At 67.3% G+C, this 12,976-nt stretch carries 9 protein-coding genes; 4 read left to right on the top strand and 5 right to left on the bottom strand.

What is annotated here, in order from left to right; translation table 11 throughout:
• Window positions 1–91: 91 nt before the first annotated feature.
• From L6D89_RS21475 to L6D89_RS21460, 4 genes are all read right to left on the bottom strand, one after another.
• A complete protein-coding gene (locus L6D89_RS21475; protein WP_236201124.1) occupies window positions 92–1,696 on the bottom strand; it encodes an inorganic phosphate transporter in 1,605 nt (534 codons plus the stop codon).
• A gap of 374 nt (window positions 1,697–2,070) precedes the next feature.
• Window positions 2,071–2,988 carry a polyphosphate kinase 2 gene (gene ppk2, locus L6D89_RS21470; protein ID WP_236201123.1) on the bottom strand — a complete coding sequence of 306 codons (918 nt, stop codon included), beginning with the start codon at window positions 2,986–2,988 and terminating at the stop codon, window positions 2,071–2,073.
• Window positions 2,989–3,177: 189 nt separating this feature from the next.
• Window positions 3,178–5,457: a bifunctional acylase PvdQ gene (gene pvdQ / locus L6D89_RS21465; protein ID WP_236201122.1), complete on the bottom strand. Its 2,280-nt coding sequence runs from the start codon at window positions 5,455–5,457 to the stop codon at window positions 3,178–3,180.
• Between the two features lie 345 nt (window positions 5,458–5,802).
• Window positions 5,803–6,834, bottom strand: coding sequence for an AraC family transcriptional regulator (locus L6D89_RS21460; RefSeq protein ID WP_236201121.1), 1,032 nt, complete (start codon window positions 6,832–6,834; stop codon window positions 5,803–5,805).
• Window positions 6,835–6,957: 123 nt separating this feature from the next.
• Between L6D89_RS21460 and L6D89_RS21455 the strand changes: the two genes are divergently transcribed.
• Window positions 6,958–7,851 (top strand): TauD/TfdA dioxygenase family protein, encoded by an 894-nt coding sequence (locus L6D89_RS21455; protein ID WP_236201120.1) that lies wholly within the window; start codon window positions 6,958–6,960, stop codon window positions 7,849–7,851.
• 11 nt (window positions 7,852–7,862) lie between these two features.
• Entirely contained in the window at window positions 7,863–8,645 is a 783-nt protein-coding gene (locus L6D89_RS21450) for a 2-keto-4-pentenoate hydratase (protein WP_236201119.1), read from the top strand.
• Between the two features lie 580 nt (window positions 8,646–9,225).
• On the opposite strand, the gene L6D89_RS21445 is transcribed toward L6D89_RS21450, so the two are convergent.
• Window positions 9,226–10,128, bottom strand: a complete 903-nt coding sequence (locus L6D89_RS21445; RefSeq protein WP_236201118.1) for a LysR family transcriptional regulator — start codon at window positions 10,126–10,128, stop codon at window positions 9,226–9,228.
• 106 nt (window positions 10,129–10,234) lie between these two features.
• On the opposite strand from L6D89_RS21445, the gene L6D89_RS21440 reads away from it, so the two are divergent.
• Both L6D89_RS21440 and L6D89_RS21435 read left to right on the top strand, forming a co-directional pair.
• Window positions 10,235–11,305 (top strand): AbrB family transcriptional regulator, encoded by a 1,071-nt coding sequence (locus L6D89_RS21440; RefSeq protein ID WP_236173836.1) that lies wholly within the window; start codon window positions 10,235–10,237, stop codon window positions 11,303–11,305.
• A 344-nt stretch (window positions 11,306–11,649) separates the two neighbouring features.
• Window positions 11,650–12,894, top strand: a complete 1,245-nt coding sequence (locus L6D89_RS21435; protein ID WP_236201117.1) for a flavin monoamine oxidase family protein — start codon at window positions 11,650–11,652, stop codon at window positions 12,892–12,894.
• The last annotated feature ends 82 nt before the right edge of the window (window positions 12,895–12,976 follow it).

Below are 12,976 nucleotides of genomic sequence, written 5' to 3'. Positions count from 1 at the left end.
ACCCATCCTACGCAAGCGCTTCCGCCCCCACCGCACATGCCAAATGAAAACGCCGCTCCGGGGAGCGGCGTTTTCATTGAGTCACCCGCCCTCAGAACAGGTGGGTGAACAGCCAGTACAGCGACGCGGAGAGCACGATGGCCGCCGGCAGGGTCAGCACCCAGGCCATCAGCAGGTTGCGGATGGTGCGCATCTGCAAGCCGGAGCCGTTGGCGGCCATGGTCCCGGCGACGCCGGAGGACAACACGTGGGTCGTCGACACCGGCAACCCGTACATATCCGCCGCGCCAATGGTCAGCATCGCCACCAGCTCCGCCGAGGCGCCCTGGGCGTAGGTCAGGTGGGTCTTGCCGATCTTCTCGCCGACGGTGACCACGATGCGCTTCCAGCCGACCATGGTGCCCAGGCCGAGGGCGATGGCCACGGCGACCTTCACCCACAGCGGGATGAAGCGGGTCGACTCGTCGATCTTGCCCTTGAACGCCGCCAGCTTGCTGGTGGTGTCGGCGTCGAAGTTGCCGACCTTGTCCTTGTCCATCAGGCGGATCGCTTCGCTGGTCAGGTACATGTCGTTGCGCACGTTGCCCATGGCTTCGGCCGGCACACGAGCGAGGCTGCCGTAGCCCTTCACTTCCGCGCCGATGGCGCCGGTCAGCGCCGCCAGCGACGGGATCAGTTCCGGCTTGGCTTCCTTGGTGCGCACGTATTCCGAGAGTACCGCGCGCGGGTCGGCCGGGGCCGGCTGCGGCGCCGCGCGGACCAGCGCCTGCTGGGTCACTTCGGCGATGGCGACGAACTGCACGGTCTGGTCTGCCGGCATGGTGCGGTTCAGCGCGTAGGCCATCGGCAGGGTGCCGACCAGAATCAGCATGATCAGGCCCATGCCCTTCTGCCCGTCGTTGGAGCCGTGGGCGAACGACACGCCGGTGCAGGTGAGGATCAGCAGGCCGCGAATCCACCACGGCGGCGGCGTCTTGCCCTTGGGCGCCTTGTACAGCGCGCGGTTCTTCACCAGCAGGCGCAGCGCCAGCAGCAGGAGCGCGGCGCAGATGAAGCCGATCAGTGGCGAGAGCAGCAGCGAGTAGCCGACCTTGGTCGCCTGCGCCCAGTCGACGCCGCTGGTGCCGTCGCGGCCGTGCATCAGCGCATTGGCGATGCCCACGCCGATGATCGAGCCGATCAGGGTGTGCGAGGACGACGCCGGCAAACCCAGCCACCAGGTGCCGAGGTTCCACAGGATGGCGGCAATCAGCAGGGCGAAGACCATGGCGAAGCCGGCGGAGGAACCGACCTGCAGGATCAGCTCCACCGGCAACAGGGCGATGATGCCGAAGGCCACCGCGCCGCTGGAAAGCAGCACGCCGAGGAAGTTGAAGCAGCCCGACCAGACCACCGCGAAGTGCGGCGGCAGCGAGTGGGTATAGATGACGGTGGCCACCGCGTTGGCGGTGTCGTGGAAGCCGTTGACGAACTCGAAGCCCAGGGCGATGAACAGGGCGACCCCGAGCAACAGGAACGGCGTCCAGGTGGTGACCGTGGAGGTGACGTCGTCGACGTCGCGCACCAGGCTCCAGGCCGAAAACAGCAGGCCGACGGCGAGCACGGCGAAGAAGATGAAGGCGGTAATGCGGCCGGGCTTGCGTTCCAGATGGGGCCGTTCTTCGGCGACGGGAACGGCCAGGGTATCGGTGGTCATGCTGGGAGTCCGCGTGGGGGGATGACCCGGTCATGATCGGCGGGGAATGTTACAAGTTATGTCTCTGCCGGAGCTGCCCGCAGGCGGGCTGTAGGTAGGAGCGGACTCCGTCCGCGATGTGCCGCCGGCCGGCTCGAAGCCGCCGAAAAACGATCACGGACAGAGTCCGCTGCTACCCGACGGTCCTGTACTCGGATCAGCCCTCACCCTAACCCTCTCCCAGAGGGAGAGGGGACCGTTCGGTGCAGGATGAAACCTTGGTGTCCGCCGGCACGGGCGGCTCCCTCTCCCTCTGGGAGAGGGCTGGGGTGAGGGAAGGAACTGGCACGGACTTACCTGAAGAAAACAGTTGCTCCTACGCGGTATGCAACGCCTCAGTAAACCTCCGGCACCACGATTTCCCGCGGGGTCGGCGTGCGCGAGTAATCCTCGTTGCGCTGCCGCGCGGGCAGGATCACCGACGGATGCTCCACGTCCTCATAGGGGATCAGGTTCAGCAGGTGGCTGATGCAGTTCAGCCGCGCGCGCTTCTTGTCGTCGGCCTGCACCACCCACCAGGGCGCCTCGGGAATGTGGGTACGGTCCAGCATGATTTCCTTGGCCTTGGTGTAGGCCTCCCAGCGCCGGCGCGACTCCAGGTCCATGGGGCTGAGCTTCCACTGCTTGAGCGGGTCGTGGATGCGGCTGAGGAAGCGCAGGTGCTGCTCGTCGTCGGAGATGGAAAACCAGTACTTGATCAGCTGGATGCCCGAGCGCGCCAGCATGCGCTCGAACTCCGGCACGCTGCGGAAGAACTCCTCGTACTGCTCGTCGTTGCAGAACCCCATCACCCGCTCGACCCCGGCGCGGTTGTACCAGCTGCGGTCGAACAGGACGATCTCCCCCGCCGCTGGCAGGTGCGAGACGTAGCGCTGGAAGTACCACTGGGTCTGCTCGCGGTCGTTCGGCGCGGGCAGCGCGGCGACGCGGCACACACGCGGATTGAGACGCTGGGTGATGCGCTTGATCACCCCACCCTTGCCCGCCGCGTCGCGGCCCTCGAAGAGAATCACCACCTTGTGGCCGGTCTTCACCACCCAGCTCTGCAGTTTCACCAGCTCGCCCTGCAGGCGGAACAGCTCGCTGAAGTAGCGACGGCGGGCGAGTTTCTCCTCGTCGACATCGGCGTGCTCGTCGAACAGTTCGTCGAGGTTGCGCACGTCCTCCAGCAGCTCCAGCTCCAGCTCTTCGTCGCTGTGGTCGAGCAGTTCGCGGTGGATGCGGCGGATCACGGATTCATTGGTCAGGGGCATGGCATCGGCCTACGCGTCGGGGCTTTGCCGCCAGACTAGGCCCCGACGGTGTCAGGCTGGTGACAGCCGCCGGCTGACCTACCTATAGGAGCGAGCTTGCTCGCGAACCGCACGATTCCGAGCCGCCGGAAAGTACCGTTCGCGAGCAAGCTCGCTCCTACGAAAAGCCCCCTCTGCGGAAGCTCCGCCCTAGCGCTCGCGCAGTTCCATCACCTTCAGCTCCGGATCGGCCTTGATCTGCTCGTCGGTAAACGGCAGCTCCGGCCATTGCTGCCTGGCGAACAGCTCGGTCTGGTCCCGATGGTGCGGCGAGCCAGGTTCGCTGGACTGCGAGAACGCCAGCAGCCCGCGAGCTTTCGGTCCGTCGGCGGTGAAATCGACCAGCTGGATATAGCTGCTGCCACTGAGCACACGGTAGTGGTCGCCCTGCCACTGCGAGGTGATGGCGTTGTACACGCCCTCATTGCCGGTGCCACCGGGAATGCCCAGGGGATTGGCCTGGTCGCCGGTCAGTTGCAGCTCGCCCCAGGTCTCATTCGCCTGGATCTTGCGGGCGTCGATCTCCTGCCCGGCTGCCACCAGGGCCTGCTGCGCCTGCTCGCGCACCTCCGGCTTGTCCAGCGCAATGCCCGAGGGCGTGGCCAGCGGCAGCTTGGGATCGAAGGGCAGGCGCCAGCCGCCGTCAATCTTCAGGAAACGCGCGACGAAGGCCTGGAAGTAGGCGAAGCCGGGATTGCTGTCGAGATTGACGTGACGGTCCCACGAGCCCAGTGCGGCGCAGGCCGACTCGGCGCCCGCCGGCGCTGGCTTGCACAGTTGCAGCAGGTCGTCGAGGAGCAGGTCGGCCACGTAGACGCGGTTGTCGGTGACCATCTTCTGCAGGTCGTCCGGGCCGATCTTGCCGTCGCCCTTCAGGCGCTCCAGGGCGAAACGTGCACGGGCACTGACCGGAATCGAATCGCGGCTCACCAGCGGCGAGAAGCCGGTCAGCGGCTGCGCCGGGTTGCTCAGCCAGGCGCTGTCGTTGGAGTTCTGCACGTAGTCCTCGCGGGCAAGCGACGGCATCTGTTCCGGCGGCGTCAGCCCGGCGTGACGAGTGCCCGCAACGCTCGACCAGTTGCAGGCGCGGCGTCCGCCCTGCAACACCGGCAGGCCCTGCTTCTGGAACTCGGGGATCGCGCAATCGGCCAATTGCTGCTGGCTCAGGTACGGCACCACCGACTGATTGAGGTAGAGCACCTTGCCTCCTGCGTCAGTGGCCAGGGTGTTGACCCAGGGAATGCCCTGCACCCGCTCGACGCTGTCGCGCAGCTCATCCAGGCTGCGCGCGTGATCGATGGCATACCACTGCTGCAGCACGCGGTCGTTGCCCAGATTGGCATCGCGCACGGCGAAGGCTTCGCTGGCGTTCCAGGGGAATTTGCCGGGTACGCTGAGCAGCGGGCCATATTCGGACTCGTACAGCGTGTGGCTGCGCGTGCCCACGCGGCCGTCGGCCTCACGTACCCGCACGCGCAGAGTGACTTCCTTCAGCGGCCGCGACTGGCCGTCGATGCGATAGCTGTGCGGGTCCTGCGGATCGAGGTCGAGGCGGTACAGGGTGAAGTGGCTCGAAGTGTCCACCGTGTGACTCCACGCCAGGTCCTTGCTGAAGCCGATGTTCACCAGCGGCATGCCTGGCAAGGAGGCGCCCATTACGTCGAGCTGGCCGGGAATGGTCAGGTGCATCTGGTAGAAACGCAGCGCGCCGAACCAGGGGAAATGCGGGTTGGCCAGCAGCAGGCCGTTGCCGCCCGCCGAGCGTTCGCTACCCACGGCGACGGCGTTGCTGCCATGGCTCTGGTGGAAGTTCTCGCGGCGCTGCATCGCGGCAAGGACTTCGCCATCGCTGACGACCGACGTCGTCGCCTGCCCCGGCGGCTTGGCCGCCATCATCGCCTCGGCGAACTGTCCGGCGCCGGCCTGCACCAGCAGCCGGCGGGTCAGGCGCAGCAGGTCGTCGGCCTCCAGCGGGCGCAGCCAGGCCTTGCCCGCGCACTGCGTGCCGGCCGCCTGGGTATCCCACAGCCAGCGGTTGTAGCCGGCCGCATAGCCATCGAGCAGATCGCGGATCGGTTGCGGCTGGGCGCTACGCATACGACGCAGGGATTCGTTGTCGTTGAGCCAGGTGTAGAAGAAGTCCGAAGGCAGGTTGCCGATGCCGGCGGAGGACTTGCCATCCACGCCGAAGTAGCGCGAGCGCTCGCCCCGCGCGGTGAGGACTTCCTCGGCCAGCAGGCAGGCGTTGTCGCGGGCATAGGCGTAGCCGATGCCATAGCCCAGGCCCAGTTCGTCCCTGGCCTGGATATGCGGGATGCCGAAGCGGGTCCAGCGGATCTGCGCCTCGAGTTCGGCGCCATGGGCCAGCGCGGGCAGGCCGCTAGCCAGCAGACTGCCGGCCACGGCGGCCAGTCGGAAGGTCTTGCTCATTGATTCCCTCAATGCTCGGGTGACGGCCGGATGCCCGGCCAGAGGCACGCGGCCGCGCTGCTCGCGCGGTGCCGGTGCAAGGGTTGGATGGCGGCTCACGCCGGCCAATGCAGTGCGCTGGAGGTCATCGCGCCGCGCCTTCCAAGGCACGCGCGCAGGCAGGTTGCTGAGGACATGGGTTCTCCTTTTTCTTGTCGGGCGCCTCGCGAAAAAAGCGACGCGCCTCTTCAGGGGAACGGATGGGCCGCGCGCGAAATTAACCCACGACCGATGGCAATCGGCCACGCCAGAAGGCTCTATCTCGCGGCTTCCGCCCGTTCCAGAGGCGTCGCGGGCGGTTCGACTTCAGGGCGCCGGGAGGGTTCCGGACTGACGCTTCCAACGACCCGGCGACTGCCCTGTCCAGCGCTGGAAAGCGCGGGAGAAACTCGCCGCCTCGGCGTAGCCCAGGCACTGCGCGATACCATGCAGATCCATCCGTGATTCGCGCAGAAGACGTTCGGCCAGACGCTGTTTGATGCCGTCGTTCAGCCCCTGCAGGCTCTGCCCCTCCTGCGCCAGGCGCCGTTGCAGCGTGCGCTCGGAAAGCCCCAGTCGCTCGGCCACCGCGGCAGCGCCGAGCAGGCTGGCGGAATCACGCAACAGCAATTGCTGGACCTGCCGCGCGGTGGGTGTGGCAGCCAGGGTCAGCGCCAACTCTCCGCAAAGGCGCTCGCAGAGTTGCTCGCCGCTGTCGCGGGCGCTGATCTGCGCTTGCGGCAGCGGTGCCTGCAGGTCCTCCAGGGCAAACAGCATGGCGTTGCGTGGCGCCTCGAACAGCGGCTCGATGCCGAAGATGTCGCGGAACACGCTGGCATCGGCTGGCGCCGGGCAGCGCAGTTCAATGGCCAGCGGTTGCAACGGCCGCTGCAGCAATTCGCCGGACAGTTGCCAGCAACCGGCGATGCCGCGCTCCACCACGAAGGCACGGGCATCCTCGGGCAGCACGCGATCGTCGTACACCAGCCACACCCCGCGCGCCTCCGCCTCGCTGCTCACGGGGCAAAGGGTCAGGGCCAGGCTCTGGTAGCGGCCGAAGGTTTCGAAGGCTTCCTGCAGGGTGCGGCTGGCGAGCATGGTGAAACCCAGCAACCCCAGCGACGTCAGGTGATAGCGCCGCCCGGTGGCCAACCCCAGGCCCGGCCGGTCCCTGTGCTGCAACAGGTTACGGATCACCGCCAGTTCCTGCCACGCCTGGATGCGCCCGGCGCGGGCCTGCAGGTCGGCCGGAGTGATGGCGCTGCCGACCAGGCAATCATCGGCGTCGATGCCTTCGTCGCGGGCGCTGTCGAGCAGGTAGTGCACTCCGGTGATTTCGCGGGTCTGGCGCCAGTCCATCACGAACTCCTCGTTGGCCGCTGCATGGCGGGAAAAGTCAATTTTTGGCGGATTTGATCATGGAAGAAAGTGACGGCGCTGACCATGCTTGAGGTGCCAATAACACTCACAAGAGGCTTCCCCATGTTCGAGTTCTTCTACGCGTTGCCCAGCCAGAACCGCGCCGCCGAGTACAAGCACTTCCGCATCGTCCCGGCCACCGGCGCCATCGGCGCGGACGTCAGCGAGCTTGACCTGACCACCCTGGGCGACGACGGCTACGCCGAGCTGCGCCAGGCGTTGCTGGCGCACAAGGTGCTGTTCATCCGCGGACAGGACCTGAGCGTGGAAAACCTCGAAGCCGTGACCCTGCGCTTCGGCGAATTCGGCCGCGAACCCTACGTGGTCGGCATGGACGATCATCCGCACGTGGTGCGGGTGGTGAAGGAAGCCAACGAGAAGACCCCGGTGGTGTTCGGCGGCGCCTGGCACAGCGACTGGTCGTTCCAGGAGCGCCCGCCGGCCTTCACCCTGCTCTACGGCCACGACATCCCGCCGTTCGGCGGCGACACCCTCTACGCCAACCTGGCGCTGGCCTATGAATGGCTGTCGCCGAAACTGCGTGCGCAACTGGAAACCCTCGACGCCATCCACAGCCCCGAACGCGCCTATGGCGCGGAGGCCAAGCACAACGACCTGATGGAAAACATGGCGGTGCGCTACGGCAGCCACGATGGCGAAGTACGCTCCCATCCGCTGGTGACCCGGCACCCGGAAACCGGCAAGAAGGTCCTCTACATCAACCCGGCCTACACCAGCGGCATCAAGGGCATGCGCCCGGCCGAGTCGCAGCCGCTGCTGGACTACCTGTTCAGCATCGCCACCCAGCCGGCCTTCACCTGCCGCATGCGCTGGAGCGCCGGCACCCTGGCGATCTGGGACAACCGCAGCACCTGGCACTACCCGGTATCGGACTACCACGGCATGCGCCGGGAGATGTACCGCACCACCGTGGTGGGCGAAGTGCCGAGCCGCTGAGGAGCCCGACGATGACCACTGACAATCTCCGCGCCGCCGCCCACGCCCTGGCCGAAGCGCGCGCCAACCGAACGCCCATCGCCGCGCCAGCGGCACACTTTGGCCTCACCGGGCTGGACGACGCCTATCGCGTGCAGGCGCTCGGCATCGACCTCGCGCTGGCCGGCGGCGAACGCCTGGCGGGCGCCAAGGCCGGGCTGATCTCGCCGGCGATGCAGGCGGCGCTGAAGGTCGGCGAACCGGTCCATGGCCGCTTGCTCGCCGGCCTGCGCTGCCGATCCGGCGCGCTTATCGCCCGCGAGCGCCTGCTGCAACCACGTATCGAGGCGGAACTCGCCCTGCTCATCGGCCGTGACCTGCCTGCTGGAGAGCTCGATCTGGCGACTTTCCGCGCCTGCATCGAAGGTGCGGCCCCGGCCATCGAGATCAACGACTGCGCCGTGGCCAACTGGCAGATCGGCCTGCTCGACTCGGTGGCCGACAACCTCTGCGCAGGCCTCTACCTGACCGGCGACCAGCCGGTGGCGCTGGAAAGACTGGAAGACGCCGCGCTGGCAGTACAACTGCAGCGCAACGGTGCGCCGGCCTTCCCGCCGACCCAGACGAGCCTTGCGGCGATGCTCGACATCGGCCTCTGGCTGGCGCGGCGCATGGCACGCCTGGACGCGCCGCTGAAGGCGGGAGACGTCCTGCTGTGCGGGGCCCTGGCGCCGATGTCGCCGGTTGCGCCGGGGGATGTATTCGAGCTGGAAATCGAGGGGCTGGGACGCGTCGGCTGCAGCTTCGAACAATGACCGAGTGGACGGGCGCGGTCTCTTGCAACTGCGCTCCGCGCTTCCGTCCAGCGGCCTAAGGCACACCACCTGGAACCGGTTATCCGCCGATAACTCGCGGCGGATAACGCCAGGGCGTCATTCGCCCTACGGGTTCCGCACCCGCGCGCCGCTACAACTCCGCCACGAACCGCCCCGCACGCTCCCCCAGCAACGTAGGGCGGATAACCTGGAACAGGTTATCCGCCGATAGCTCGCGGCGGATAACGCCAGGGCGTTATTCGCCCTACGGGTTCCGCGCCCGCGTGCCACGAACCGCCCCGCACGCTCCCCCAGCAACGTAGGGCGCATAACCTGGAACAGGTTATCCGCCGATAACTCACGGCGGATAACGCCAGGGCGTTATTCGCCCTACGGGTTTTGCACCTGCGCGCCGCTACAAGTCCGCTGCGAACCGCCCCGCATGCTCGCGCAGCATCCCCCGCAGCAACTGCGCGGCAGCAACGTAGGGCGCATAACCTGGAACAGGTTATCCGCCGTTGACTCGCGGCGGATAACGCCAGGGCGTTATTCGCCCTACGGGTTCCGTGCCCGCGCGCCGCTACAACGCCGCCACGAACCGCCCCGCATGCTCGCGCAGCATCCCCCGCAGCAACTGCGCGGCAGGCGACAGGTAAGCACCCTCGCGCACCGCCAAGCCGATGGTGCGCGTCAGCGTGGTCTCGGCCAGCTGCACCTCGCGCAACTGGTCCATGCCGTGGCCGCCGGCCAGCGCCTCGCGGGCGATGAAGCTGAGCAGGCGGGTGCGGGCGATCAGGTTGGGCAGCATGGGAATCGCGTTGGTCTCGATCTGCACCTGCGGCATTGGCAACTGGTGGGCCTGGAAGGTGGCATCCATCCAACGCCGCGAAGACACCCCGGTGGCCGGCAGTACCCAGCGGTAACGGCACAGGTCGGCCATGACCACCGGGCCGTCGAAAATCGGATGGTCACGGCTGGCGACCACCACCACCTGGTCCTGCAGCAGCGGCTCGCTGCTCAGCTGCGGGTCGTCGACGATGCGCGAGCAGATCGCCATGTCCAGCCGCCCGCTGCGCAGTGCTTCGCGCAGCACATCATCCTGGCCCAGCACCAGGCTCATGGTGATTGCCGGCGCGCGCTCCAGCAGGTCCTCGGTCAGTCGCGGCAACAGGTACTCGGCCATCGTCGCCGCGCAGCCCAGGCGGATATTGCCCACCACTCCACTGGCGAAATCGCGCACCTCGCGTCGGGTTTCCTCGATGTCCTGACGCAATTGCCGGGCACGCTGGAGCATCAGTTCGCCGGCCGGCGTCAGGCGAATCCGTCGGCCATCGCGCTGGAACAGGCGCGCGCCAAGGGACTCCTCCAGGCGCTGGATGCTCTTGGTCAGCGCCGGCTGGCTGCGCCCCAGGCGCTCGGCGGCACGCCCCAGGTGGCCGAGTTCGGCGATGGTTTCGAAGTAGGCGAGATCACGCAGGTCCATGGCGGCCAACCGATAAATTTCAGGAATGGATTCATGACTATTAGAAAATAGACTTGATCGATTCGGCTATCGATAATTCCTCCGTCTTCCCCGTCCGGAGCCGTCCGTGTCCAGTCGCCCCGCCCTCTTCGTCGCCCGCATCCCCGTCAGCCTGCAATGGCTGACCCTGGCGCTCGGGGCCGCAGGCGCCGGGCAGTTGCTGACCTGGCTCGGCATCCCTGCCGCGCTGTTCCTCGGGCCCATGCTGGTGGCCATCATCTTCGGTGTCAGCGGCGCGGAAATCCGCTTGCCGCGTAGCGCCTTTCGCCTCAGCCAGGGCTGCATCGGCCTGCTGGTCGCCCACGCCATGAGCTGGTCGGTGCTACAGGCGATGGTCGCCTCCTGGCCACTGATGCTCAGCGCGACGGTGCTCACCGTGCTGCTGTCCGCTGCCGTCAGCTACGCCATGGTGCGCTTCGGCGGCATCCCCGGCAGCACGGCCGCCTGGGGCACCGCGCCGGGCGGCGCGGCGGCCATGGTTTCGATGGCCGAGGCCAACGGCGCCGACCCGCGCGTGGTCGCCACCATGCAGTACGTGCGAGTGGTCTGCGTGGTCATGGCCGGTGCACTGGTCGGGCGCTTCCTCGGCATCGAGGGCGGCGGCTCGGTGGCGCACAGCACGCCGATCATCGACACCGCCACCCTGCCCGACCTGATCAACTGCCTGTTGCTGATCTTCGTCTGCGCCACTGCCGGCGCGAAGCTGCCGGCCGGTCCGCTGCTGGTGCCGCTGGTGGCGGGTGCGGTACTTCAGCTCACCGGCGTGCTGCACATCACCCTGCCGCACTGGTTGCTGGCCAGCGCCTACGGCGTGATCGGCTGCTACATCGGCCTGCGCTTCGACCGCGAAAGCCTTGCCTACGTCGGCCGCCACCTGCCGGCCATGCTGGTCAGCGCGCTGGCGCTGATCGCCAGCTGCGCGCTGTTCGCCTGGGCGCTGGCGGCCATCACCGGGATGGACTTCCTCTCCCTCTACCTCGCCACCAGCCCCGGTGGCCTGGATGCCATGGCGATCATCGCGGTGGACACCCATTCCGACGTCGGCCTGGTCCTGGCGATGCAGACGCTGCGGCTGTTCGTCGTGCTGTTCACCGGGGTTTCCGTCGCCCGCACGGTGATCCGCCTGAGCCGCGCCTGAGCCTGGGGCTGGGCCTGCAGGAGCAACTGCCTTCTTCGGTCAATCTGTGCCACTGCATTCCCCTCACTCCAGCCCTCTCCCGGTGGGAGAGGAAGCCGTCCGTGCCGGCTGACGCCGAAATTTCATCCTGCACCGAACGATCCCCTATCCCCCAGCGAGAGGTTCGGGTGAGGGGGCTCTTGATGTTGTAGGAGCGAGCTTGCTCGCGAACGGAGTCAGCTGGCAGCTCCAGGGTTGAGCGGTTCGCGAGCAAGCTCGCTCCTACAAAATGCGCCCAACCTTGACCTTGTGCCGGCGAACCCTCCCCCGCTAAGGTCGTCGCTCTTTTACCGAGCGAGCCCGCCATGGATAGCCTTCGCCACCGCCCCATCCGCTTCCACGTCAGCCACTGGAGCAACGACCCATTCAGTCGCGGCGCCTACAGCACCCTGCTGCCCGGCGGCACGCCGGAGCATCGGCGCCGGCTGGGTGAGGTCCTGGGTGGCAAGCTGGTGTTGGCCGGCGAAGCCTGCAATCCCGTCGCACCCGCCATGACCCACGGCGCCTGGGACGATGGTCTGCGCGCCGCCGAAGCGGCCATCGAAAGCGGCGCTCGCCGGGTACTGGTGATCGGCGCGGGCTTTGCCGGGCTTGCCGCCGCGCGCCGCCTGCGGGAGGCCGCTGTCGAGTGCGTGGTGCTGGAAGCCCGTGATCGCCTCGGCGGCCGCGTGCACAGTATTTCGCTCGGCTCGGTAAAGGCAGACGAAGGCGCCGCCTGGTTGCAGCAGTTCGACGACAACGCTCTCGCCGCGTACGCACAGCAACTGGGCCTGCCATTGCAGGCAACCGACTTCAGCCAACCCCTGGCCGCTGCAGCCGACGGCCCGGTGCCGGACATCGATGCCGCCTGGGAAGCCCTGCGCGCCGGGATCGACCGCCAGCTGCCACTGGCGGAAGGCGTCGCGCGCTATCTGCAGGATCGCGACGAAGCAACCCGGCGCGCCACCCGCTTCGCCCTGGACGCCAACCTGGTCCTTGAGGCCTGCCTGCCGCTGGAATCGCTGTCGGTGGATGCGCTCGACGAAGAAGGCGTCGGCGCCGGCGATCGCTTCCTGCCGCAAGGCTATTCACAGCTTGTCGCGCACCTCGCCCAAGGGCTGGATGTCCGCCTGAACCAACCAGTGACAGCCATCGACTGGTCCGGCGCAAAGGTGCGGGTGGGTGATGAAAGCTGCGATTTCTGCATCTGCACCGCGCCCATCGGCGTGCTGCGCGATATCAGCTTCAATCCGCCTTTGCCACCAGCGCAGCAGGATGCGCTGGCGCACCTGGGCATGGGCCAGCTGGAAAAGGTCGTGCTGCAATTCGAGGAACGCTGGTGGCCGCTGTCGCCGTCGGGCTATCTGCGCTGGTACGACACGCCAGCCAGCTTCGGTGAATGGCTCGATCTCACCGACGCAGTGGGCACGCCGACGATCGCCGGGCTGATTGCGGCCGACGCGCTGGAGCGCGTGTTCGCGGGGCGCAGCAATGAAGAAATTGCCCTCACGGCCTGCAGAACTCTGCAGGCGTGGGCGAATGCCATTCGAAACGCCGGCGCTCCGAGTTGAAACGTAGGATGGGTGGAGCCTAGGCGATACCCATGCTGCCCGTGCCAGGATCGATGGGTATCGCTGCGCTCCACGCCATCCT

It is taken from the genome of Pseudomonas pseudonitroreducens (assembly GCF_021603645.1).
Classification (GTDB): domain Bacteria; phylum Pseudomonadota; class Gammaproteobacteria; order Pseudomonadales; family Pseudomonadaceae; genus Pseudomonas; species Pseudomonas pseudonitroreducens.
This window is presented reverse-complemented; position numbering and strand designations above follow the sequence as displayed.

Bases quoted from the DNA above. Each gene is read 5' to 3' on its own strand.
- L6D89_RS21475 (WP_236201124.1), bottom strand. From the start codon at position 1,696: ATGACCACCGATACCCTGGCCGTTCCCGTCGCCGAAGAACGGCCCCAT.
- ppk2 (WP_236201123.1), bottom strand. From the start codon at position 2,988: ATGCCCCTGACCAATGAATCCGTGATCCGCCGCATCCACCGCGAACTG.
- pvdQ (WP_236201122.1), bottom strand. From the start codon at position 5,457: ATGAGCAAGACCTTCCGACTGGCCGCCGTGGCCGGCAGTCTGCTGGCT.
- L6D89_RS21460 (WP_236201121.1), bottom strand. From the start codon at position 6,834: ATGGACTGGCGCCAGACCCGCGAAATCACCGGAGTGCACTACCTGCTC.
- L6D89_RS21455 (WP_236201120.1), top strand. From the start codon at position 6,958: ATGTTCGAGTTCTTCTACGCGTTGCCCAGCCAGAACCGCGCCGCCGAG.
- L6D89_RS21450 (WP_236201119.1), top strand. From the start codon at position 7,863: ATGACCACTGACAATCTCCGCGCCGCCGCCCACGCCCTGGCCGAAGCG.
- L6D89_RS21445 (WP_236201118.1), bottom strand. From the start codon at position 10,128: ATGGACCTGCGTGATCTCGCCTACTTCGAAACCATCGCCGAACTCGGC.
- L6D89_RS21435 (WP_236201117.1), top strand. From the start codon at position 11,650: ATGGATAGCCTTCGCCACCGCCCCATCCGCTTCCACGTCAGCCACTGG.